Source organism: Arthrobacter sp. SLBN-112, assembly GCF_006715225.1.
GTDB lineage: Bacteria > Actinomycetota > Actinomycetes > Actinomycetales > Micrococcaceae > Arthrobacter.
In genome coordinates this window covers 4,381,323-4,404,006 of record NZ_VFMU01000001.1, presented here as the reverse complement: position 1 = coordinate 4,404,006, position 22,684 = coordinate 4,381,323, and the positions used below count along the sequence as shown (strand labels likewise).

Below are 22,684 nucleotides of genomic sequence, written 5' to 3'. Positions count from 1 at the left end.
TGCCGCATACAGCTGCACGCCCTGGATGTTCGCCACCTGCTGGACGCTGCCGGCCGGCAGGCCGAACAGGGCCGCCACGTCCGCGGCGACGTCCTCGAAGCCGGCCGAGTAGTACACCATGGTTTTGTCCTGCGCCTGGGCCTGCAGCTTGGTCAGGTTGGTGAAGCCGGCGTCCGAGAGCAGCCCGGCGATCGCGTTGCTCCGCCCTGTTACACCCGTGCCGTTGGCAATGGAGACGGGCTGCAGTGACTTGTCGTAGGCGGGCGCCGCGGGAGTGGCAGGCGTCTCCGTGGGGGTGGCGGGGGCAGACTGGCTCAGGTCCGGGCTGTTGCGCAGCGCCGTAAAGAAGTTGGAGGCCGCCGGTTGATCCAGGGCCAGCCGGTTGGGGTCCTCCGGCGCAGGCATAGTGGGCGCGGTGATGAAGTTGATGTTGGCCGGATCGATATTCTTCAGCCGGTTGGCGATGGTCAGCAGCGACGGGACGGAGGACAGGCCCGAGTCGACCGTCAGGTTCCTGGTGATGGTATCGGCGATAGTGAGGGTTTTCTGCGGGTTGCCCAAGGTGCCCTCGGACTTGAGCTTGCGGCTGAGCGAGGCCAGGAAGCCCTGCTGGGCCTGGATGCGCCCCAGGTCCCCGCCGTTGGCGAAGGCGTGCCGGGTGCGCAGGAACGCCAGGGCCTGTTCGCCCTGCACCTGCGAGGTGCCGGCCGGCAGGTTCAGTCCGCTGTCAGGATCGTGCACGGCGTCGCTGACGCAGACCTCCACGCCGCCCACTGCATTGGAAAGTTCCTTCACGGCGTTGAAATCGGCCATCATGAAGTGGTCCACTTCCAGGCCGGTCAGCTTGTTCACGGTGTCCACGGCGCAGCCGATGCCGGCCTGCGCCATGGCGCTGTTGATCATCACGTCCTGTTGCGCGGGATATGACTGGCTGGTTTTGGGGTCCGTGCATTTGGGCACGTCCACCAGCAGGTCGCGCGGGAAGCTGACCACGTTCACATGCTTGTTGTCAGCGGAAATGTCCAGCAGCATCATCACATCCGACTGGCCGTACCCGGAGGAGTCCTCCGCCGCGCCGTACTGGCTGTTGCTGCCGTCCCTGGTGTCCGAGCCCAGGACCAGGATCTGCAGCCGGTCCTTGCTGTCGTTCACGGTCCCTTCGGTCCGCTGCCCGCCGGCCGTCAGCTCCGAGGTGCTGATGTTGGACTGCAGGCGCCATGCCCAGTAGCCGCCGAAGGCCACGGCGCCCAGGAGCAGCACGGACACCACAGCCGTAAGGGCCTTGAGCCAGCGCGGGACCCGGCGGACAGGACGACGGCGGAGCGAGCTTTCGGCGTACAGGTCGCCTTGGCCGGGGTAGGCGGCGGGGGTGGGGCCAACCTGATCCGGGCCGGGGGTTTTTCTGGAACCGAACACGACAAAATAACCTTCGGGAGGGGACGGATTTGCGCTACCCTACAGGCCCAAGCTGGCAATTCCCTAAGAACGGCAGCCCCCGGCCGCGCCGCCACCGTCCGTATAACCGCAAAGGGCGTACTCTTTTTTCTCGGCGGTACCCGCCCCGGGGATGGGCCCGGCCATGGGGGAAGCCCTGCTGTGCAGGTTGAGGAACGGACAGATGAATACAGGACAAAAGCAGCGCGTGACGGGCCGTCCTGCCCGGCGCGGGCTGGGGAAACTGGCGATGTGGCTGGAGGATGACTCCCCGGGACGCCTCCGGCCCCTGATCCTGGCGGTAGTCCTCACGCTCTCGGCGATCGGACTCGTGGAGGTGGCATCGGCGTCGTCCGTGGAATCCGTGGCGGCAGGAAACAATCCGTACGATCTTCCGCTCAAGCAGGCCATGTGGACCGTGGCAGGCGTGGTGATCATGCTGGTGCTGGCGCGGATGCCCGTACGGCGGATCCGGTGGCTGGGCTGGCCGCTGCTGATCGGTTCCCTGGTTGCCCTGGTGCTGGTGTTCACGCCGCTGGGCATGTCCGTGAACGGCAACCGGAACTGGCTGAGCGTGGGTGGTTTCACCGCGCAGCCGTCCGAATTCGCCAAGCTCTCGCTGATCGTGTGGGCCGCCGGCATCCTGGACCGGAAACAGGCCCTGCTGGCCAATTGGAAACATGCCGTTGTGCCGCTGGGTCCCGCGGGCGGACTGATCATGCTGATCGTGGGGCTGGGACACGACCTGGGCACCACCATGATCATCATGATGATCCTTGCCGCCACCATGTTCTACGGCGGGGTCCGGATGAAAGTGTTCTCGGTGGCCGGGCTGATCTGCGCGGTGGCAGCCCTGCTGCTCGCGGCCACCAGCGGCAACCGCATGGGCCGGATCTCCTCCTGGCTGGGCATGGGATCGGAGGAGGACGCGCAGGGAGTGGGCTACCAGGCGCAGCACGGCGCCTACGCCCTGGCCTCCGGCGGCTGGTTCGGCGTGGGCCTGGGGCAAAGCCGGCAGAAGTGGAACTGGATCCCGGAAGCCCACAACGACTTCATCTTCTCGATCCTGGGCGAGGAGCTCGGCCTGGCCGGCACGCTGCTGGTGCTGGGCCTGTTCGCCATTTTGGCCATCGCGGTGTTCAAGACCATCGCCCGGACCACGGACACCTTCTCCAGGATCGTGGCCTGCAGCGTGATCACCTGGATCCTGGGGCAGGCCGTCATCAACATCGCCATGGTCAGCGGACTGCTGCCGGTAATCGGCGTGCCGCTGCCGTTCATCTCCTACGGCGGATCGGCCATGGTTTCGTCGCTGGCCGGCATCGGGGTGATCCTGGCGGTGACCCGCCCGGGACGCGCTGTATCCGGCCGGGCTGGGTCGGGGCGCGCCCCGGTACAGGTCCGGGAGCATGCGCACCAGCGGTAGCACCGGCGGGACTGTTCCTGCGGCGCCCATGACTGCCATCCGCTTCATCCTGGTTTTCGGGTTGGTCAGCTCGCTGATGGACATGGTCTACGAAAGGGGCCCGGAGTGTCACCGGACCATATCTGGGTGCACTGGGCGCGTCAGCGCTCCTGGTCAGCGTGGTCACGGGCGCGGGTGAGGCGGTGGCGCTGGTCCTGCGCCTGGTGTTCGGCCGGCTGGCTGACCGGCCGGGGCTAAGGTGGACGCTCGCCATCAGCGGGTATGCCCTAACGGCGGTGTCTGTGCCGTTGCTGGGAATCACCGACGCGCTGTGGATCGCCTGCCTGCTGGTCCTGGCCGAGAGGCTGGGCAAGGCGGTCCGGAGCCCGGCAAAGGACAGCATGCTGGCCCAGGCCGGATCTGCACTGGGGCAAGGCAAGGCATTCGCGCTGCACGAAGCACTGGATCAGGTGGGGGCGTTGGTGGGGCCGCTGCTGGTGGGGGCGGCCCTGGCGCTTTCCGGCAGCTACGGGCCGGGGTTCCTGTTGCTCGCTGTTCCGGGGCTCGGCGCCATGCTGATCCTGTTGTGGCTGAGGCGCCGGGTTCCTGATCCTGCTGTCTATGAGGCAGCCGGCGGGCAGCCAATTTCAGCCCGGCCAACCTCCGGACAGCCAGGCGCAGGGCAGCCCGAAGCCGCGCAGCCCGAAACCGCGCAGCCCGAAACAGCGCAGCCCGAAACCGCGCGGCCAACCAGCGGCCCGCCCTCAATGCCGCGCGAGTTCTGGCTGTACGCCGCCTTCAGCAGCCTGACCATGTTCGGCTACGCGACCTTTGGGCTGCTGTCGTTCCACCTGGTGGCTACCGGACTCCTGCCGCCGGCGCTGGTCCCGGTGCTCTATGCCGCGGCCATGGGAGTGGACGGCGTGGCCGCACTGGTTTCCGGCTGGCTCTTTGACCGGGTGGGGCTGAAGGTTCTCCTGGTCCTGCCGGTCCTGGCCGCCGCGGTCCCGTGGCTGGGCTTCAGCAACAACACTGCGCTCGCAGTGGCAGGGGTGCTGGTGTGGGGAGCGGCGATGGGTATCCAGGAAAGCACCATGCGGGCAGGCGTCGCGGGGCTGGCCCCGCCGGCCCGGCGGGGGAGTGCCTATGGGATGTTCACCGCCTGCTACGGCCTTGCCTGGCTGGCCGGGAGTTTCCTCATCGGCCTGCTCTACGAATTCTCAGTTCCTGCCCTGGCGGTGACCGTCACGGTAGTCCAGGCCGCCGCATTGGTGATCTTCGCCGTCGTGCGTCCCCATGCCTCCGGCAGGGACGCTGGATCGCCGTCTTCCGGAAACGAAACTACCTAGGCGACCGCCCCAGCGATCTCGGGGCACTCAACGCAGCGGACGTCAGCAACCAGGGCGCCGGCGTCGTCCTTTTGGAAGTGGGTGACGTGATTGGTGGTCCTGCCGCAGGTGGGGCAGAAGCTCTGGCTTTGTTTTGTCCACATGCATGAATAATACGGAACGCCCCGACAAAGAGAAGATCGGAGGCCAAAGTATGTGGATCGCCGCAGTTCTCCTTTACCGGATCTTGACCAAACCTGCTGGCGATCCTTCGGCGAACGCTGAGTTTCGCCGCATAGCTTGGGCTCATCAGGCAGTACGGAAGGAGCGCAGGACAATGACCATTAGCGATTACTTCGTGGCTCTCGGCGGCATGCTGGCTTCACTCGGGTGTGCAGGGCTGGTGGCGGCAGGCCTCATCCGGTTCCGGGGGCGGCACTAGTTAAGGCAAGGGCGCGGCACTAGGATCCTCCGCCGCAGTTCGTTCTTATGCGATGGCGGGGGGCTCGAACCGCGTTACCGGCGCTCCGCTGGGCAGCGACCTCAGGATGCTCTCCGCAACGCTGCGGACCTTCAGGTTGCGGTGCCGTGAGGTGCCGGCGAGTTTGCCGAATGCCTCCGCGTAGGAACAGCGGTTCTGTGCCATGAGCACGCCGCAGGCAACGTCGATGCTGGTCCTACTCTCCAGAACCTGTTTCAGGTTGTCGCCTGCGCGGATGACGCCATGCACGTCAAGGGCCAGTTTCAGGCTGTGCGACGCCACCCCGGCGAACCAGGCTGCCTCGTCAACCACCCTGGCACTGAAAACGTAGTTTGCCTGCCCCAGGAACACCAGTGCCCCGGCAGAGCCAGGCTGCAGTTCAAGGGGAACGGCCAGGGCCGCGCCAAAACCCCTGTCCAACAACCGCGTCCGGTACGCCTGCCACCGGGCGCCGCCCTGGTTGATCACTGCCGGCGCCGGCAGCGCCGACCCCATCGCCGCGGGACCGTCCGCGTTTTCGTCCTCAGCTGCCAGGCTGGCCGCGGCCGGCGTGCTCCCGGCGCTGGCAGGACAGGACCGCTGACGGTGCAGCACGGCGGCACACTCAATGGCACTTCCGGACGTGGTGCTGATCCAGCGGGAGGCGGCATCGGCGAGCTTCTGCAGGGACCCTGCATCGTCGTCGGCCCCTGTCACCAAATCCAGCAGGAACCCCTGCCGCTCGGGCTCCGCGTTGATTGCCGGGCCACCTGCCACCCTGAACCCCCGTCATCTCACGCCCCTTGGCTGTGGTGCCGCGGGTTTCATTGAAACTTATTGGCCCGGCCGGGGGAGGGCACGAGTAGCCGGTACTCTACTTTTCCTCCCGCTACCTGCGCGGGTACTTGCCTGCGCTTTTCAACGCTGTGGAGGTGTGGACCGGACGAAGTGGGCTACCATGGGCTTTGTTAGACAGCCAAGCAAGTAGGACATCGAAGGAATTCGCATGAAACCGTATGGTGCAAGCGAAGGCTACTGGTACCCGCCCACCGCGGATGCGCAGCCAGGGGCTGTTGACGTCATCAATGCCCTCCGCGAATTCCGGACGTCCGAAAGCGCGATGCGGCGGCGCACGCGCTCCTCAGCTGCGATGGGGGAGACGGACCTCCTGGCTCTCCGTTACCTCATCGATGCAGAAGCTGCCGGCGTGGGAATCCGCCCTACGGAACTTGCCGCCCGCCTGGGGATTACCTCGGCTTCCATGACCAGCCTCGTGGACCGGCTCGTCGCCGGTGGGTACGTGACCCGCGAACCGCATCCTTCAGACCGCCGCGCCGTCATCCTTCGTCCCACTCCAGGGGCGGACGAGGAAGTCCGGCACAACCTCAACCAGATGCACAAGCGCATGCTGGAAGCTGCGGAATCGCTGTCTCCCGAGGAGCTTAAAGCCGTCATGCACTTCCTGGTGCGCATGCGCGAAGCCTTGGACGCGGTCGAGAGCGGCCGCGTTGTTACAGCAGGGTAGACAAAACCTTCAAGCGCCGGGGCGGGTCTCCCGGCGATCCGCTGGAAGCGGTCCAGTTGGCCTCGGCAAGGGTGGAGAGCCTGCAGTGGGAGTTTGATGCGGCACAGGAGCGGTTCGGGAGCGTTCTGCGGAGTGCTGCGGACCTGGGAGCTGGGCACGACGCGCTGAGCAGGGCCGCCGGCGTCACCGTTGAGGAGCTCGAGGACATTCTGCGCGCGGGCGTTCAGGTGCTGTAGCCCGGAAAAAAGCTCCGCCGGCCCGAAGTGCAGCCATCCGTTTGTTCAGATGCAGCTGCACTTCGTGCCGTCGGAGCGAAAAAGAAGCGGTGGGTCGGCCCGTTCTGGCCCGAAAACTGGGCTCGGCGAGGGGCCGGAAAACTTATGCGGCCAGGCGGCCTGCCGTTTGGCGCCGATGTCGGCGGTCGGCCAGCACGCTGATGGTGCAGGATGCCTGGTCCGGATCGATTTTGGCGGGCAGGTGCCTTGTTTCAGAGCAGGCGCGGAGCATGTCCAGCGCTTCCTGGTCCACCCAGGCGCTGGAAATGTCCAGCTCCAGGTCCAGGCCTCCCTTGAGGGAGTTGGCGCGCTTTGCCACGACATAGAGGGCGTTGATGCTGTGAATGGTGATATGCCCCGTTGCAATCACCTTGGCCTTGCTACGGTCCAGATCCACCCGGACCACAATGTTCAGCTTAGAGTTCAAGTTGTAAAGCCTTCCCCGGCATTGGCTGCGACGCTGCAGCTTCTTGCATGGCCTGTTTGCTTAAGCCTCAACTAGATTAGGCAATTAGTGTGATCCACGCAACACGGGTGACGTTTATTACACCGAACGCAGTTTCCCATCAGTTTGAGGAGTACCCATGAGCACCGACCCCGCAGGAAAGCCTTCTGTCCTCTTTGTCTGCGTCCACAACGCCGGCCGGTCGCAAATGGCTGCCGCCTTCCTCACCTCCCTGTCCAGGGGCGCCGTCGAGGTCCGTTCGGCCGGGTCCCAGCCGGCGGACAAGGTCAACCCGGCCGCCGTTGAGGCCATGGCCGAGGTGGGCATCGACATGTCCGCCGAGGTCCCGAAGGTGCTCACCACCGAGGCAGTGAAAGAATCGGATGTGGTGATCACCATGGGCTGCGGTGACGAGTGCCCGTTCTTCCCGGGCAAGCGTTACGAGGACTGGGTGCTGGAGGATCCGGCCGGCAAGGGCGTTGACTCCGTCCGTCCCATCCGTGACGAGATCAAGGCCCGCGTTGAACAACTGATCGCCGAACTCCTGCCCGCGCAGCACGCGGACGCCCAGTAGTACCGCCACCGAAGGACAATTCATGAGTAAAGAGCAGCTGATCATCATCGGGTCCGGCCCCGCCGGCTACACCGCCGCCATCTATGCCGCGCGCGCCGGCCTGAACCCGCTGGTCCTGGCCGGGTCCGTCACCGCCGGCGGCGCGCTGATGAACACCACCGAAGTGGAAAACTTCCCGGGCTTCCCCGGCGGCATCCAGGGTCCGGAACTGATGGACGGGCTGCAGCAGCAGGCTGAAAGGTTCGGCGCGCGCATTGAGTACGACGACGCCACGTCCGTTGAGCTGAAAGGTTCCCTCAAGCGCGTGGTCACCGGCGGCGGGGAGACCTACGAGGCGCCGGCCGTCATCCTGGCCACCGGCTCGGCGTACAAGGAGCTAGGCCTGCCGGAGGAGAAGAAGTTCAGCGGCCACGGTGTTTCCTGGTGCGCCACGTGCGACGGGTTCTTCTTCCGGAACCAGGACATCATCGTGGTGGGTGGCGGCGACTCCGCCATGGAGGAAGCCACCTTCCTGACCCGGTTCGGCAAGACCGTGACCGTGGTGGTCCGCAAGGGTGAACTGCGCGCCTCCCGCATCATGGCCCAGCGCGCCAAGGACAACCCCAAGATCCGCTTCGCCTGGAACTCCGCCGTCACCGCCATCCACGGCGACGGCAAGGTCACCGGTGTCACCCTCACGGACACCCGCAGCGGCGAAACCCGGCACCAGGACGCCACGGGCATCTTCGTGGCCATCGGACACCTTCCCCGCACCGAGCTGGTGGCAGGCCAGGTGGACCTGGACGAGGAAGGCTACATCAAGGTGGACGCCCCCACCACGTGCACCAACCTGACCGGCGTATTTGCCTGCGGCGACGCCGTGGACCACCGCTACCGGCAGGCCATCACCGCCGCCGGCACCGGCTGCGCTGCGGCCCTGGACGCCGAACGGTTCCTGGCCGCACTGGATGACGCCGCCAGCATCGCCACCGCCCTCGTGGAAGAACCGACGCACAGCTAAGTACTGCTGCCCGGCCCCCAACTAACTCGCACTTGTTGTCGTTATGAACCCTGAAAACGACATTAACTGCGAGCTAGTTGGGGCGCAGCGTCAGACGACTTCGGGAAGCCGCCCGGTTAAGACTGAAACTGGAGCTGCGGACCAGCGCTCCCGCTCCGGCTCGTAGGAGATCACCATCGACACGTCGCTCTCGCGCGCCTCGTCGATGGCCAGCAACAGGGCGTCCTCCATGTGCCTGGCGTATTCCAGCCGCTCGGACATGGACCCCTGCAACCCGCCGTCGTCAATCAGCACGTGGCCCTTGCCATCCACGATGACCTTTAATGAATACCCTTGGTCCTCATAAAGGGACCCGCGGGTGGATGAAATCTCGGTGACCCGATCTGCCCGGACCAGCCCGTTGCCCAGCGTCCGGATCCATGCCTCACCCATGAATTGACCTTCCCTTGGATTGGGACGCGGTTCAGCACCCCATAAGGCGAACGCTACTCCTCCACACCGCTTTTGTGACCCCCTAATCCGCGTCCTGCCGCCAGCGAACACGGCACATAACGGCCGCCGTGTTCAGCTACTCTTATGCCAGAAACCCGCCCCGGATGGGCGATTGTTGGGAGGCATGTATGTGGTCGAAGTTGGATGCGTACCTCTTCCCGCTGCCCGTTACCGCGGTCTGTCCTTCAGGGACCTTTGAGCTGGACGTCGACTCAGGAAACATGCGGTGGTCCGAGGGCATGTTTGCGATTCACGGGCTGCGACCGGGTGACGTGGTGCCCACGTTTGACGTGTTGATGGCCCACAAGCACCCCGTGGACCGGGAGCCGGTGCAGGCACTGTGGGCGGACCTCCTTGAGGGCGGCGGCCAGGGCGCACTCCTGCACCGGATCATGGACGCCCGGGGCAGGGAGCGGCGCGTCTTTTCGGCAATCCAGGCGATTGCCGGCCCATCAGGACGGGTGGAGCGGGCACGCGGCTTCATGGTGGACGTGACCCAGAGCCTGCGCATCGAGTCCCAGCATGCCGCGTCCGAGGCCATCGAGGGCGCGTTCGGGCACAAAGCGGTCATCGAGCAGGCGAAAGGCATGGTCATGGCCCTGCGCAGCCTGGATGCCGAGGCGGCGTTCAAGGTCCTGGCCACCAGGAGCCAGCACGCCAACGTCAAGCTGCACCTCGTGGCAGAAGAGTTGATTAGCGCGGCGGCAAACGGCAAGGCCAGGGAAGTCCTGGAAGGTTACTGATTCCCCGCTAACCCATGACCTGCTGGTTCACCCACCGCTCCAGCGGCGGCACCAGCAGCAGCACCGCCACGCCGGCCACCATCAGGACGTGAACGAAGACATTCCACGCCGGGTGATGTTCCACCAGATGCTGGATGTGTTCACGCCGCGGGTGGCGAACGTGGGCGTGATCCACAACCAGCTGCTCCCAGCCAATAAGAGGGCGAGGCCGCCCATGGTGCGAAGAGTAAACATTGTCACCACGTCCGTGAACAGCGTCATGGGTAGCCAGGTGGTGAAACAGGGCCGAACGGCCCATTCGTTGTTCAGGGTTGAGCGTCCCCGACGCCTGGGCAGCGGGAGGGCGGGGGACCTTCGGCACTTCTGGTCCGGACGGTTCGGCTGGAGCCTGTTGGTAAGGCCGAAGGTGGAGTGCAACCGGGCCAGCGGAGACGAGTTACGGAGATGGGGATGGCACATATCAAAGGTTCCATCGCCATTCGACGACCGGTGGAGGAAGTCTTCGACTTTGTGGCCGATGAGCGGAACGAGCCGGCCTACAACCCGCAGATGCGGAAGGTGGAGAAGGCCACTCCTGGGCCCATAGGGATCGGAACTGTCTGGCGGGCCACGACCGGCACGAAGCGTCGGCTGACATCGTTCGACCTGGAAATCACCGACTTTGTACGGCCCCGCCAGCTGGGGTCCGTCGCCACGATAGGAGCGGTCGATATCCGGGGAGGCTTGACTTTCCGGCCCACGGACGAAGGGACCCGGATGGACTGGTCCTGGGATTGCAGGCCCAAGGGACTTTTGAAGCTGGCCGGTCCGGTCATCACGGTTGTGGGACGCCGCCAGGAGCAGCGGACCTGGACCGGCCTCAAGCGGCACCTGGAGCAGGCGGCAGGCGGCTAAATGGCGGACAGGACAACCACCCGGCCCAGCGGCAACCTTGGCTCCGCCATCGTCAACGCCCTGATGCTGTACGGGATCAATATCTGGCCGGGGTGGCAGGTGCTGCCGTTCCTGACGGCGGACATGGCCCGCGTCCTTGACCTCATCAACGCCTCCCTGATCGCGGGCATCATCGTGAACCTGGTCTGCGTGGTGATCCGCGCCCGGGCCCTCCTGGCACTGGGCAATATTGTTGTCATGGGCTTCGGGGTGGCTGCCATGCTGCGTCTGTGGGAGGTCTTTCCGTTCGACTTCGGCGACGCCTGGTCCGGCTGGCCGGTGGTGGTGCGGGTGCTCCTGGTGCTCGGCATCGTGGGCTCCGTGATCGGCGCGGTGGTGGAAGTGGTCAATCTGTTCCGCGCCCTGGCCGGATTCGAGCCCAAGCCCCGCTGAGCTGTTCCCACCTGGGTCAGATCGCGTGAAGGGGCGGCCATAGGATAAATCTGATGACTTCCCCGGACGACTCCCCGCCCTTCAGCCTGCGCAGCATTGCCGTGGCCGCTTTCGGACCCACGCTGCTCTACGGGATCGGAACCGGGGCCATCCTTCCGGTGGTGGCGCTGTCTGCCCGCGAGCTCGGCGCCTCGGTGGCCGTGGCAGCCCTGATCGTCACCCTGATCGGGCTCGGTTCCTGGTTCTTCAACCTGCCCGCGTCCCTGGTGACCCTTCGCTTCGGGGAACGCTGGTCCATCGTGGGCGCCGCCGTCGCCGCCGGCCTGGCGCTGGCAGCCGCCGCCACCTCCGCCGTGGCCCCGAACGGACTGTTGCTGCTCGCTGTGGCGATGGCCGTCGTCGGGATGTCCGGGGCGGTGTTTGGCCTGGCCCGCCAGAAGTACCTCACGGAGGCGGTCCCGGTGGCGTTCCGTGCCCGGGCGCTGTCCACGCTGGGCGGCGTGAACCGCATTGGCGTGTTCATCGGCCCGTTCGCAGGAGCGGCGGCGATGCAGTTCTTCGGCATCGCCGGGGCCTACTGGGTGGGGGTGGTAGCCATGGCAGCCGCCGCGCTGCTGTCCCTTACCATCCCGGACCTTGCGACGCCGGATGTCCCCTTGGGCGGGCACGCGGGCCCCCAGCCCACGCTTCGGAGCGTGGCGGTGTCGCATGCCGGCGTGTTCCTTTCGCTGGGCGTGGGCATCCTGCTGCTCAGTGCGCTGCGGTCCTCCCGGCAGGTGGTGATCCCGCTCTGGGCGGACCACCTGGGCATGGACGCCACCTCCGCCTCCCTTATCTACGGGCTCTCCGGCGCCATCGACATGCTGGTGTTCTATCCCGCCGGGAAACTGATGGACCGCAAGGGGCGGCAGTGGGTGGCGGTTCCGTCCACGCTGCTCATGGGATTAGCGCTGCTCCTGATCCCGCTCGCCGGTTCCTTCGTGGGGCTGCTGCTGGCGGCGCTGCTGATCGGCTTCGGCAACGGGATCAGCTCCGGGCTGGTGATGACCCTGGGTGCCGACTTCTCGCCGGACCGCGGCCGCGGGCAGTTCCTGGGGCTTTGGCGGTTCATGGCGGACGCCGGCTCCACCGGCGGCCCCGTCCTCCTCTCCGGGGTGACCGCGCTGGCCTCCCTGGGCCCGGGGATCTCAGCCACGGGCCTGCTGGGGTTCGCGGCGGCGGCCGTGTTCGCCGTCGTGATTCCCCGCCTGAAGCACCGCCGCAACTACTAGTTGCTCCATCACTTATGGTCCCTAAACAGGTGTTTTAGGGACCATATCTGATGGAGCAACCGGCCGTGTTAGCGTGCCGGATTGGTGGGTAGCGCGGGTGGCGAGGATATTCTCGACACATGAGTGATCCCGGCGCCGAGGCCCGCATCAGTCCGCTGCAAAAAGCCGTGTGGTGGGCCCAGGACTATGCCTACGCCGCGGGCTGGCAGGTCCGCGGATTCCTGTCGCGCGTGAAGCCGGAGTCCTTCCGCAACGGCAACCGCGCGCCCGTGCTGATCATCCCCGGCGTGTACGAGAACTGGCAGTTCATGATGCCGCTCATACAGGCCGTCCACGACGCCGGACATCCCGTCCACGTGGTCACGGTGCTCCAGCGCAACAAGATGAAGGTCCCGGACGCCGCAAAGCTGGTGGCCCAGCACCTGGAGGAGGCGGGCCTGCGCGATGCCATCCTGGTGGCGCACAGCAAGGGCGGCCTGATCGGCAAATATGCCATGCTGTCCCTGGATCCGGAGCACCGGATCGACCGGATGATCGCCGTGTGCGCACCCTTCTCCGGCTCGCGCTACGCCCGGTACATGCTCCTGCCCAGCCTGCGGATCTTCTCGCCAAAGAACGCCCTGACGCTCCAGATGTCCCGCGAGCTGACCATCAACAGCCGCATCACCTCCATTTACGGGCCGTTCGATCCGCACATTCCCGAACGGAGCATCCTGCCCGGGGCCACCAACATCGAACTGCCGGTGGCGGGGCATTTCCGAATCCTTGGCGACCCCGCCACCGCCCGGATCATTGTGGAGCAGCTGAACCTTCCGGCCTGATTTTGATGGGGCTTTGCGCTGCTGCGATGTGCCGTGCAATGAAGGCCGCGTCCCTGCCCACGCCGTGGACCATCGACGACGCCAGCGACTGCTGGAAGATGCCGCCCAGGAAATAGAGTCCCTTCTGTGCCTTGGCTACGCCGCGGTCCTGTTCCGGCCCGCCGTCCGGGCCGAACACCGGCAGATGGATCCATTCGAGGTCGGGGCGGAAGCCGGTGCACCAGATAACGTTGGCCACCTCCAGGGCTCGTCCGTCCGCGAGCAGCGGCAGGCCGTCTTTGCTGCCTTCCGTCCTGGGGAGGCGTTCGACGCCGGCACGCACCAGATCGCGGTTCTTCACCCTGACCAGTGGTCCGCTGTGCGCGAGGATTTGGGGGCGGGCCCTGCGGCCCACTGGCGTGTTGAGCGTCAGGATGTGGGAGAAGGCGAAGAAGACGGCGAGGGTAAGCGGCCTGGCGGCCACGGCGTCGATGGGCCAGGGGATTTCACCGGGATGCCTGCCGGAGAGATAGGTCTTTCGGGTGGCCGCCAGCTCCAGGGCGATATCCGCACCGGAGTTGCCAGCACCGACCACCAGCACGGGGCCTGCTGGGAGGTCTTTTGGACTCTTGTAGCTTGCCGCCGTCAACTGGTGGACGGCCGGGTTGAGGTCCGGGGCGAACGCCGGCACTTTGGGCTTCCGGTCCCAGCCGGCGGCGACCACCACGTTGTCCGCTTCGAAGTGCCGGCCCCCGGCTTCGATGGCGAAACGGTGTCCATTGTGCCCCAGGCTGGTGACCCGCACGTTGTTCCTCAGCGGCAGTTCGTATTTTTGCGCATAGCTGCTGAGGTAGTCGGCGAACTCCTCGCGGGACGGGTAGGACCACGGCGGCGCGGGGAAGCGGCTGCCGGGAAGTGCATCGTAGCGTGCCGGCGTGAACAGCCGGAGGGAGTCCCAGCGGGTACGCCAGCTGTCACCGGTCCTGGCGTTGTCGTCGAGGATCACGAAGGGACGCTTGAGGCGGGAGAGGTGGTAGCCCATGGCCAAACCTGCCTGGCCGCCGCCGATCACCACGGTGTCGAAGTGCTCTGACATGATGCCCTGCCCTTCCGCCCGGACGGCAGGCTTTGTGTTGCTGCGCTTTGCCACTGCCGGTCCAGGCTTCCTGCTAAGATTCATCCGAATACACTTCGGATGAAATTAGGGTAGGCCCGTCGATGAATGCAGTCAATGCCCCAGCCCGCCGCTATCACTCGCCCCGGCGGAAGGAGCAGGCGGCGGCCACGCGCGACGCCGTCCTGGCTGCGGCCCGTGAGCTCTTCGTGGGGGAGGGCTACCGCTCCACCACCGTGGCCGGCGTCGCACGGAGGGCCGGCGTCGCCGTCGACACCATTTACGCCACCATCGGCCGCAAACCGGACCTCCTGCGGGAGGTGGTGGAAACAGCCATCTCGGGGACGGGCCAGGCGGTTCCCGCGGAGCGCCGCGACTACGTGATCCGGATGCGGGAAGCTAAGACTGCAGCGGAGAGGATCCGGATTTATGCGGAGGCTTTGGCAGGGATCCAGCCGCGGCTGGCTCCCGTGTATGTGGCGCTGCGCGATGCCGCCGGCACCGACCCTGACTGCGCAGTGCTCTGGCGGGAGATCTCCGACCGGCGTGCGGCCAACATGCTGAAGTTCGTTGAGGATCTTGCCGCCACAGGGGAGCTGCGGACAGACCGCCCGGCCGCCGAACTCGCCGACGCCGTCTGGAGCATGAACGGGCCCGAATACTGGGTGCTGTTGGTGGACCAGCGCCGCTGGAGCCCTGACCAGTTCGCCGGCTGGCTCACCGACGCCTGGTGCCGGTTGCTGCTCACATCAAAATGAGCCTCTTTCGGTAAAAGCCCAGGTCAGACTCGGATTGGAATTTCACATAACTTGAGCTTTTGCTGACGCTTTACCCCCTCACTTCCTGAGGTTGGACCTGCAATGTTGTTCCCAGCTGGGCGGAAGAAGGTGCCGCTGCAATACCCCCCAACGCAGCGGCGCCGCCTCCCGCGGAGCTGGGCTTTGCCCCGGATGCTGCCTGCCGTCGTCGTAATTTCCCGCCCGTGTCTGCCCGCAGGCAGGCGGCGGCCGTCCGTACACTGGCACCATGTCATGCCGCATCAGCGAACTGGTCCTGAACTGTGCCGACCCGGAACTGCTCGCGCGGTTCTGGAGCGATGTCCTGGGGTATGTGGAGATCGACCGGGAGGACGGTGCGATCGAGATCGGGCCGCCCGAGGCCGGTTTCGGCGGCCTGCAGCCCACCATCTTCCTGAGCCCCAGCAGCAATCCGCGGGTGGGAAGGCTTCCGCTGCATATCGACGTCAACCCGGTGGACCGGGACCAGGACGCGGAGCTGGAACGCCTGCTGGCCCTCGGCGCGCGGCCGGCCGACGTGGGGCAGACCGGCAATGAACAATGGCACGTGCTGCAGGACCCCGAAGGCAACGAGTTCTGCCTGCTGCGCAAGCGGCTCGATCCCATAACCTGAGGCAGTCAACGGGAGAGCGGGGGATGTACCGGGCGGCGCCCACTTCAAGACGCCGCCCAGGCACCTGCAACTATTCACGGCGTGGCTCAAGCTATGGGGCACCAATTCCTCAAGATTTGCTCAAAACATCACCGCCACGCGTCCTTCCGTGCTAAGGCAAGGGAGGGCGGAACTGCCACAGCGAACAGGAGCACCCATGCACAAGCGCACACTCGGCCGCGGCCTGGAGGTATCTGCCATTGGGCTTGGCTGCATGAGCATGACCGGCGGCTACGGCAGCATGCCGGAACGGAAAGACATGGTGGCCCTGCTCCGGGCGGCAGTGGACCGCGGCGTCACCTTCTTTGATACGGCCGAAATCTACGGGCCCTTCGCGAATGAGGAACTGGTGGGGGAGGCTCTGACCCCCTACCGGGACCAGGTGGTGATCGCCACGAAGTTCGGCTTCGACATCGACCCCGTGGCCCGCAAGCCCCGCGGCAACGTCACCAGCGATCCCGGCCACATCCGCGCCGCAGTGGAGGGCTCGCTGCAGCGGCTCGGCGTGGAGGCGATCGACCTGTACTACCAGCACCGGGTGGATCCGAACGTTCCCATCGAAGACGTTGCCGGCGCCGTCAAGGAACTCATTGAGGCCGGCAAGGTGAAGCACTTCGGCATGTCAGAGGCCGCAGCCGGAACCATCCGGCGCGCCCACGCCGTCCATCGCGTCACCGCCGTCCAAAGCGAATACTCCCTCTGGTGGCGCCGCCCGGAGGAAGAGGTCCTGGGTGTCTGCGGGGAATTGGGCATCGGCTTCGTCCCCTACAGCCCGCTGGGCCGTGGTTTCCTGACCGGGACGCTGGACGCGTCCAGCACGTTCGACGGCGGCAATGACGCACGTGCCAACATCCCCCGTTTCGGGCCGGACGCCATGGCGCACAACCAGGCCCTGGTGGACGCCGTGCGCAGTATCGCACGGGACAAGGGGGCGACGGCGGGGCAGATCGCCCTGGCCTGGCTCCTGGCCCAAAAACCCTGGATCGTGCCCATCCCCGGCACCAGGAAACTGGAACGCCTGGAGGAGAACCTTGCCGCAGCGGACCTCGCCCTCACTGACGCGGAGCTGACTGAACTCGACCGGCTGATCACCAGGATTCCCGTCCAGGGCGCCAGGTATGCGGACGACGCGGAGGCGCGGACCAACCTGTAGCTCTGGAGCGCACCCGCGTGGGCCGCTGGCGACGCGCATATTCTCCTTGGCGTCGCAGATTCCTTCCCGCTGCCTGTATCCGGGCCGCGCAGAGGAATATGCGCGTCACGGGCGGATATCGGAGTCGAAAACGAGGGGGACACCCTTGAAGCTGAGTGTCAAAAGGGATCATCCGGGGCGAAAAAGAGTGACGCACGCGACGGCAATCGACACGTGATTTTGATCTGGCTGAAACATTCCGGGGCCCGGGCTCTTATACGCTTATCTGAGAGATTTTCCCGGAAGGACTGCACCAGCATATGGAAACCACGGACACAATCGTAAAGCCCGTCATCGGCCTCAGCACCTACCTTGAGCAGGCGGGTACTGCCGGCTGTGGTGACGTCAGTGCCGCCTTCCTTCCGGAAACATATTTGGCCCCGATCATCGCTGCCGGCGGCATCCCCACCCTGCTCCCGCCGCAGCCCGTCGCTCCCGGCGTGATCGAAGTGCTGGTGAGCCGGCTGGACGGCCTGCTGATCCCCGGCGGCTGGGACGTGAACCCGGCGCTCTACGGGCAGGAACCGCACCCCAGCACCGACCACCCGCGGCCCGAACGCGATGCCTGGGAGCAGGCCCTGATCCGCGAAGCCATCCGCCAGGACATTCCGCTGCTGTGCATCTGCCGCGGTGAGCAGCTGCTGAACGTCACGCTCGGCGGCACCCTGCACCAGCACCTGCCGGAGGTGGTCGGCCACGCCGACCACCAGCTGGGCGGCTTCCAGTTCAACCGCGTCCCGGTCCACGTCCGGCCCGAATCCCAGCTGGCGCAGTTGATTGGATCCGACGTGCAGGCCGTACCTGTAGCCCACCATCAGGCCGTGGACAAGCTCGGCGACGGCCTGGTGGCGTCCGCCTGGACCCGCGACCAGGTGGTGGAAGCGATCGAATACCCTGCTGCCACCTTCACCCTGGGTATCCAGTGGCACCCCGAGGAACTTTCCGAGGACTTCGGGCTCTTCCGGGGGTTCGTCGAAGCAGCCCGGGCAAAGTATTTGTCGCGGCTGAGCCCGGCCACGCCGTCGTCCGTGACCGACGCGCCCGCCTCTTTCCTGCCCGGTGCGACGCCGGCAATCCTGGTAAATCCCGACGCCTTCTGACCTGCGGTAACGCCGCGGCGGGGGTCGCCAGGGAAGGAACGCGCCACCAGCCAGCCTTGCTCTCATGAAGTAAGCATGCTTAGTATGTTGAGCAAGGGTTGAGCAAGAGCCCGCGGTTCTGGACCTTGGGAGCGTCGTGGCTAACTTTAACGGATACGGAGTGGTACCCCCAACCGGGCGGGTGCTGGTTGTGAATTTGCGCGGTCCTGGAGCTGTGCGATGACGCGCCGCATGGGCGTGGAGGAAGAATTCCTCATTGTCGACGGCGCCGACGGCCACCCGGTGGCATTAGGTGCAGTGCTTGAGCGGGTTTGTGAGTACCCCAACCTCAGCAGCGAAATGAAGCAGGAACAGATTGAGACCTGTACGCACCCACGCTTGGCCCTCAGCGACTTGGCCCAGGACATCACGGCCGGGCGCAGGAACGCCGATGCCGTGGCACGGCTGGCCGGAGCGCGTTTAGCGGCCCTGGCAACCTCGCCGCTGCCGGTCAAAACCACCGTGGCCCCCGGCGAGCGGTATCAGCAACTCATGCAGCGCTACGGGCTGACCGCCGTGGAACAACTCACTTGCGGCTGCCATGTGCACGTGGAGGTGGAGTCCGACGAGGAAGGCGTGGCCATCCTGGACCGGATCCGGATCTGGCTGCCCGTACTCCAGGCCATCACCTCAAACTCGCCGTTCTGGAACGGCACCGACTCAGGCTTCGCCGGCTACCGCTCCCAAGCGTGGAATCGTTGGCCCACAACGGGACCATGTGACATCTTCGGTTCGGCCGCCGCCTACCATGAGCATGCCCAGCAGTTCCTTGGCTCGGGCGTCCCGCTTGATAAAGCAAGCCTCTACTTCGACGCCAGGCTCAGCGATCGCCATCCCACTGTGGAGGTCCGCGTAGCTGACGTCTGCCTGTTCGCGGACGATGCGGTCCTGGTGGCCGCGTTGGTCCGGGCGTTGACGGAAACCGCAGCCAGGCAGTGGCGCGACGGGGTGTCCCCGGCACCCGTGCCCGCTGCCCAGTTGCGGCTCGCCTGCTGGCAGGCCAGCCGATTCGGCCTGGAGACTGACCTGCTGGATCCCGTCGAGGGGAAACCGCGGCCCGCGTCTGACGTGCTGGCGGCCCTGCTGGACCACGTCCGCCCTGTCCTGGAAGAGCAGGGCGAACTGGCCGCCGTGGAGCTGCTGCTGTTCCAGGTCATGGCCCGCGGGACGGGGGCTGTTGTGCAGCGGGAGTGGTTCGCCCAGGCCGGCAGCCTCCCCGGCATGATCGCAAAGGTCATTGACGTCACCGCCCTGCCCGCCTCGGCCGTGCGGGGGCAGGCTGCCCGCACACGGCTGCGCAGGGACGCCTCGCCGCACCAGTTGCACGGGAAAGCTCCCACACGCGCGAAGGGCGTCATGCCGCAGCTGGACAACCAGACTCTGTAAACCGACACCAGGAGGTCCCCCTTGGGCCAGAATGAAATGGACCAGAACCAGGCACCAGTGATTGAGGCGCTGGCAGAACACCAGAAGCTGGGCCGGTACGGCTTCACGCCGCCGGCGCACCGCCAGGGCCGGGGCGTGGACCCGCGCGTGCTGGAGGTGCTGGGGGAGCAAAGCTTCAAGGCCGACGTCGTTGCCTCCTCCGGCCTGGACAACCGCAAGTCTTCCAACGGCTACCTGTCCACAGCTGAAGAACTGCTGGCGGCCGCCGTCGGCGCTGACAAGGCATTCTTCTCCACTTGCGGCAGTTCGCTCTCCATCAAAGCCGCAATCCTGGCTGTGACCCGCGGCCAGGGCGAACTCCTGATCAGCAGGGACGCGCACAAATCCGTGGTGTCCGGCCTGGTCCTGTCAGGGCTGCAGCCCCGCTGGATCAAGCCGCGCTGGGATGACGAGCTGAAGATGAGCCACCCGCCGGCACCGGAGACGGTGGAGGAGATGTGGCAGCGCTACCCGGACGCCTCCGCGGCCCTGATCGTGAGCCCCACCCCGTACGGAACGTGCGCGGACCTTGAAGCCATCGTTGAGATCTGCCATAAGCGGGGCAAGCCGCTAATCGTGGATGAAGCGTGGGGCGCGCAGTTGCCCTTCCACACGGACACCCCCACTTGGGCGATGTCAGCCGGTGCAGATATCTGCGTGGTCAGCGTCCACAAGATGGGCCTCGGCTTTGAACAGGGCTCCATCTTCCACCTGCAGGGAAGCCTGGTGGACCCGGTCCGGCTCAACCAGTGCGCCGATATGCTGTCCACCACCAGCGCCAACACCCTGATTTACGGGGCCATGGATGGCTGGCGGCGGCAGATGGTGCAGGAAGGCAAGGGCATGATCGACCGGGCCCTTGACCTGGCCCGCCGCGTCCGCAGGGAGATTGAGGAAATCCCGGGCCTGCATGTCCTGGAGGATGAGCTGGTCCACGAGGAGGCGTCCCACGACCTGGACATCCTGCACGTCCTGATCGATGTTTCGCAGCTGGGGATCAGCGGCTACCAAGCGACGGACTGGATGCGGGAAAACTGCCGGATTGACCTGGGCACCAACGACCATCGTCGCACCGAAGCGGTGATCTCCGTCTCCGACGACGACGAAACCGCAGACCGGCTGCTGGGCGGACTGCGCCAGCTGGCAGAGGCCGCGCCGTCCCTGCCCCGGCCACCCGCCGTCGTCATTCCCAAGGAGGAGGAGCTCTTCCTGGAAACCGTGATGCTGCCCCGCGACGCCTTCTTTGGGCCAGTGGAAGTCATTCCCGTGGAGGAATCACCAGGCCGGATCGCGGCGGAAATGGCAACACCCTACCCGCCTGGAGTCCCGCTCCTGCTTCCCGGTGAACGGATCAACCAGGCGGCCATCGACTACCTCAGGAGCGGCGTGGAAGCAGGAATGGTCCTGCCCGATCCCGCAGATCCAACACTGAAGACTATTCGCGTGGTGCGCGAAGAACCCCATAAACCGCAGCAGTAGGACTGCGTCAACAGCAAGGAATCAAAATGTGTGGCATAGCCGGCGAAATCGCATTCAATGGCAGGGCGGCATCGGGGGAAGCAGTTCTGAAAATCATGGGGGCCATGGCCTCCCGCGGACCGGACGGAAGGGGACACTGGAACGGCGGCTGGGTTGCACTCGGGCACCGGCGGCTCAGCATCATTGACCTCTCCGAAGCCGGGGCGCAGCCCATGGAGGACGACGGCGGCCTGACCGTTGTCTTCAACGGGTGCATCTACAACTATCCGGAGCTGCGCCGGGAGCTTGAGCCCGAGTTCAGCTTCCGCTCCACCAGCGACACCGAGGTGATCCTCAAGGCGTACCGGAAATGGGGTGACGACTTTGTCCATCACCTGGTGGGCATGTTCGCGATCGCCATTTACGATCCGCAGCGGGAGGAGGTCCTCCTGGTCCGCGACCGGCTGGGCATCAAGCCGCTGTACGTTTCGCAGCTGCCCGGGAAGCTGCGCTTCGCATCCACGCTGCCCGCGCTGGTGGCATCCGGCGGAATCGATACGGGCATCGACGAAGTGGCCCTGCACCACTACCTGAGCTGGCACTCGATCGTCCCGGCCCCGCGCACCATCCTTCGCGGTGTCCAGAAGCTGCCCGCCGCCACCATCCGCATCATCCGCCCCGACGGAAACTGGCATGACCGCGAGTACTGGCGGCCGGATTACACCCGGAAGCCTGAGCATGCGGGCTGGTCCACGTCCGACTGGCAGGACGCCGTCCGGGATGCCTTGCGGACAGCAGTACGACGCCGGATGGTTGCCGATGTGCCGGTTGGTGTCCTTCTGTCCGGCGGGCTGGATTCCAGCCTCCTGGTTGCCTTGCTCGCCGACGAGGGCCAGCACGGACTGTCCACCTTCAGCATCGGATTCGACGACGGCGCCGGCGGCGACGCCGGGAACGAGTTCGAGTACTCGGACCTGGTGGCGCGCGAGTTCGGCACCCGGCACGAGCGACTGCACGTGCCCACGTCCGAGTTTGCGCCCTCCATCGGCGGCGCCTTGGACGCGATGTCGGAGCCCATGGCCAGCCACGACGTCACCGCCTTCCACCTGCTCTCCGACACGGTGTCGCGGCACCTGAAAGTGGTGCAGTGCGGGCAGGGCGCCGACGAGGTGTTCGGCGGGTACGGCTACCACCAGCCGCTGGCCGGGGTGCCCCGGGAGCAGGCTTTGGCGGCCTTCACGGCCTCTTTCGTTGACCACAGCCACGAGGAGCTCCTGGGCATCCTGGAACCCGAGTGGCTGACCGGGACCGATGTCAGCCGCAAAGTGCTCGCGGACCATTTGGCCGCTTCGGGGGCTGAGACTGCCCTGGACGCCGTCCTCCGGCTGGACACCCACCTGCTCATGGTGGACGATCCGGTGAAGCGGCTGGACAACATGAGCATGGCCTGGGGCCTGGAGGCCCGGGTTCCGTTCCTGGACCACGAACTGGTGGAACTCGTCGCCTCCTGCCCGCCGGACCTCAAGGCAACCCAGGGCGGCAAGGGCATCCTGAAGGACCTGGGCCGGCAGCTGCTGCCGTCCGCCGTGATCGACCGGCCCAAGGGGTACTTCCCGGTCCCGGCACTGCGGCACCTCGAGGAACCGTTCATCACCATGGTCAGTGATGCCCTCCACGCACCCGAGGCCAAGCAGCGCGGACTGTTCCGCCCCGAGTACATCGACGGGCTGCTGGAGGATCCCAACAGCCAGCGGACCCCCGTGAAAAGCAATGTCCTGTGGCAGTTCGCGCTGCTGGAAATGTGGCTGCAGCGCCACGGGGTGGGCTAA

General features: G+C 66.0%; 25 protein-coding genes. 18 read left to right on the top strand and 7 right to left on the bottom strand.

Translation table 11 applies throughout. The features are described from left to right. Positions 1–1,416 (bottom strand): LCP family protein (locus tag FBY33_RS20295; RefSeq protein ID WP_200831432.1); only part of this gene is annotated, 1,416 nt, incomplete at its 3' end. 202 nt (positions 1,417–1,618) lie between these two features. Here FBY33_RS20295 and ftsW point away from each other — a divergent pair. Both ftsW and FBY33_RS20285 read left to right on the top strand, forming a co-directional pair. After that, positions 1,619–2,860 (top strand): putative lipid II flippase FtsW, encoded by a 1,242-nt coding sequence (ftsW, locus tag FBY33_RS20290; protein WP_235010625.1) that lies wholly within the window; start codon positions 1,619–1,621, stop codon positions 2,858–2,860. Between the two features lie 158 nt (positions 2,861–3,018). Then, a complete protein-coding gene (locus tag FBY33_RS20285; RefSeq protein WP_235010624.1) occupies positions 3,019–4,188 on the top strand; it encodes an MFS transporter in 1,170 nt (389 codons plus the stop codon). Here FBY33_RS20285 and FBY33_RS20405 read toward each other — a convergent pair. Further along, positions 4,185–4,331, bottom strand: coding sequence for a hypothetical protein (locus tag FBY33_RS20405; protein ID WP_160141978.1), 147 nt, complete (start codon positions 4,329–4,331; stop codon positions 4,185–4,187). The two genes, FBY33_RS20285 and FBY33_RS20405, sit on opposite strands and share 4 nt — an antisense overlap. Before the next feature lie 323 nt (positions 4,332–4,654). After that, the gene (locus FBY33_RS20280; RefSeq protein ID WP_142032353.1) at positions 4,655–5,404 is read right to left on the bottom strand and encodes an ANTAR domain-containing protein; all 750 of its coding nucleotides are present in this window, start codon (positions 5,402–5,404) and stop codon (positions 4,655–4,657) included. Positions 5,405–5,633: 229 nt separating this feature from the next. Between FBY33_RS20280 and FBY33_RS20275 the strand changes: the two genes are divergently transcribed. Together FBY33_RS20275 and FBY33_RS20270 are read left to right on the top strand one after the other, a co-directional pair. Further along, positions 5,634–6,152 carry a MarR family winged helix-turn-helix transcriptional regulator gene (locus FBY33_RS20275; protein WP_142032351.1) on the top strand — a complete coding sequence of 173 codons (519 nt, stop codon included), beginning with the start codon at positions 5,634–5,636 and terminating at the stop codon, positions 6,150–6,152. A gap of 56 nt (positions 6,153–6,208) precedes the next feature. Beyond that, positions 6,209–6,388, top strand: a complete 180-nt coding sequence (locus tag FBY33_RS20270; RefSeq protein WP_200831431.1) for a hypothetical protein — start codon at positions 6,209–6,211, stop codon at positions 6,386–6,388. Positions 6,389–6,530: 142 nt separating this feature from the next. On the opposite strand, the gene FBY33_RS20265 is transcribed toward FBY33_RS20270, so the two are convergent. Beyond that, complete coding sequence (locus FBY33_RS20265; RefSeq protein ID WP_142032349.1) at positions 6,531–6,854, bottom strand: hypothetical protein; 324 nt, start codon at positions 6,852–6,854, stop codon at positions 6,531–6,533. A gap of 157 nt (positions 6,855–7,011) precedes the next feature. Here FBY33_RS20265 and FBY33_RS20260 point away from each other — a divergent pair, with 157 nt between their 5' ends. Further along, positions 7,012–7,446: an arsenate reductase ArsC gene (locus tag FBY33_RS20260; RefSeq protein WP_142032346.1), complete on the top strand. Its 435-nt coding sequence runs from the start codon at positions 7,012–7,014 to the stop codon at positions 7,444–7,446. Between the two features lie 22 nt (positions 7,447–7,468). Then, positions 7,469–8,446 (top strand): thioredoxin-disulfide reductase, encoded by a 978-nt coding sequence (gene trxB / locus FBY33_RS20255; protein WP_142032344.1) that lies wholly within the window; start codon positions 7,469–7,471, stop codon positions 8,444–8,446. Between the two features lie 90 nt (positions 8,447–8,536). Here trxB and FBY33_RS20250 read toward each other — a convergent pair whose 3' ends face one another. Next, positions 8,537–8,878, bottom strand: a complete 342-nt coding sequence (locus tag FBY33_RS20250) for a hypothetical protein (protein ID WP_142032342.1) — start codon at positions 8,876–8,878, stop codon at positions 8,537–8,539. Between the two features lie 188 nt (positions 8,879–9,066). On the opposite strand from FBY33_RS20250, the gene FBY33_RS20245 reads away from it, so the two are divergent. Further along, the gene (locus FBY33_RS20245) at positions 9,067–9,681 is read left to right on the top strand and encodes a PAS and ANTAR domain-containing protein (protein ID WP_142032340.1); all 615 of its coding nucleotides are present in this window, start codon (positions 9,067–9,069) and stop codon (positions 9,679–9,681) included. A gap of 7 nt (positions 9,682–9,688) precedes the next feature. Here the strand turns inward: FBY33_RS20245 and FBY33_RS20400 are convergent, their stop codons facing one another. Then, entirely contained in the window at positions 9,689–9,856 is a 168-nt protein-coding gene (locus FBY33_RS20400; RefSeq protein ID WP_160141977.1) for a hypothetical protein, read from the bottom strand. 275 nt (positions 9,857–10,131) lie between these two features. Between FBY33_RS20400 and FBY33_RS20240 the strand changes: the two genes are divergently transcribed. The 4 genes from FBY33_RS20240 (at position 10,132) to FBY33_RS20225 (ending at position 13,099) form a co-directional block, all read left to right on the top strand. Continuing rightward, positions 10,132–10,575, top strand: a complete 444-nt coding sequence (locus tag FBY33_RS20240) for an SRPBCC family protein (RefSeq protein WP_142032338.1) — start codon at positions 10,132–10,134, stop codon at positions 10,573–10,575. Further along, the gene (locus FBY33_RS20235; RefSeq protein WP_142032336.1) at positions 10,576–11,007 is read left to right on the top strand and encodes a hypothetical protein; all 432 of its coding nucleotides are present in this window, start codon (positions 10,576–10,578) and stop codon (positions 11,005–11,007) included. Positions 11,008–11,060: 53 nt separating this feature from the next. Next, positions 11,061–12,278 carry an MFS transporter gene (locus FBY33_RS20230; RefSeq protein WP_142032334.1) on the top strand — a complete coding sequence of 406 codons (1,218 nt, stop codon included), beginning with the start codon at positions 11,061–11,063 and terminating at the stop codon, positions 12,276–12,278. 119 nt (positions 12,279–12,397) lie between these two features. Further along, complete coding sequence (locus FBY33_RS20225; RefSeq protein WP_142032332.1) at positions 12,398–13,099, top strand: esterase/lipase family protein; 702 nt, start codon at positions 12,398–12,400, stop codon at positions 13,097–13,099. Here FBY33_RS20225 and FBY33_RS20220 read toward each other — a convergent pair. Beyond that, complete coding sequence (locus FBY33_RS20220) at positions 13,068–14,228, bottom strand: flavin-containing monooxygenase (RefSeq protein ID WP_327436763.1); 1,161 nt, start codon at positions 14,226–14,228, stop codon at positions 13,068–13,070. The two genes, FBY33_RS20225 and FBY33_RS20220, sit on opposite strands and share 32 nt — an antisense overlap. A gap of 68 nt (positions 14,229–14,296) precedes the next feature. Here FBY33_RS20220 and FBY33_RS20215 point away from each other — a divergent pair, with 68 nt between their 5' ends. The 7 genes from FBY33_RS20215 (at position 14,297) to FBY33_RS20185 (ending at position 22,684) form a co-directional block, all read left to right on the top strand. Continuing rightward, the gene (locus tag FBY33_RS20215) at positions 14,297–14,950 is read left to right on the top strand and encodes a TetR/AcrR family transcriptional regulator (RefSeq protein WP_142032330.1); all 654 of its coding nucleotides are present in this window, start codon (positions 14,297–14,299) and stop codon (positions 14,948–14,950) included. A 268-nt stretch (positions 14,951–15,218) separates the two neighbouring features. After that, positions 15,219–15,602 carry a VOC family protein gene (locus tag FBY33_RS20210; RefSeq protein ID WP_142032328.1) on the top strand — a complete coding sequence of 128 codons (384 nt, stop codon included), beginning with the start codon at positions 15,219–15,221 and terminating at the stop codon, positions 15,600–15,602. A 196-nt stretch (positions 15,603–15,798) separates the two neighbouring features. After that, entirely contained in the window at positions 15,799–16,794 is a 996-nt protein-coding gene (locus tag FBY33_RS20205; RefSeq protein WP_142032326.1) for an aldo/keto reductase, read from the top strand. 299 nt (positions 16,795–17,093) lie between these two features. Beyond that, positions 17,094–17,933, top strand: coding sequence for a gamma-glutamyl-gamma-aminobutyrate hydrolase family protein (locus tag FBY33_RS20200; RefSeq protein WP_142032324.1), 840 nt, complete (start codon positions 17,094–17,096; stop codon positions 17,931–17,933). A gap of 219 nt (positions 17,934–18,152) precedes the next feature. Beyond that, on the top strand, positions 18,153–19,358 hold the full coding sequence (locus FBY33_RS20195) for a carboxylate-amine ligase (RefSeq protein WP_142032321.1): 1,206 nt from the start codon (positions 18,153–18,155) through the stop codon (positions 19,356–19,358). A gap of 21 nt (positions 19,359–19,379) precedes the next feature. After that, entirely contained in the window at positions 19,380–20,876 is a 1,497-nt protein-coding gene (locus FBY33_RS20190; protein ID WP_235010623.1) for an aminotransferase class I/II-fold pyridoxal phosphate-dependent enzyme, read from the top strand. Positions 20,877–20,902: 26 nt separating this feature from the next. Next, the gene (locus FBY33_RS20185) at positions 20,903–22,684 is read left to right on the top strand and encodes an N-acetylglutaminylglutamine amidotransferase (protein ID WP_142032319.1); all 1,782 of its coding nucleotides are present in this window, start codon (positions 20,903–20,905) and stop codon (positions 22,682–22,684) included.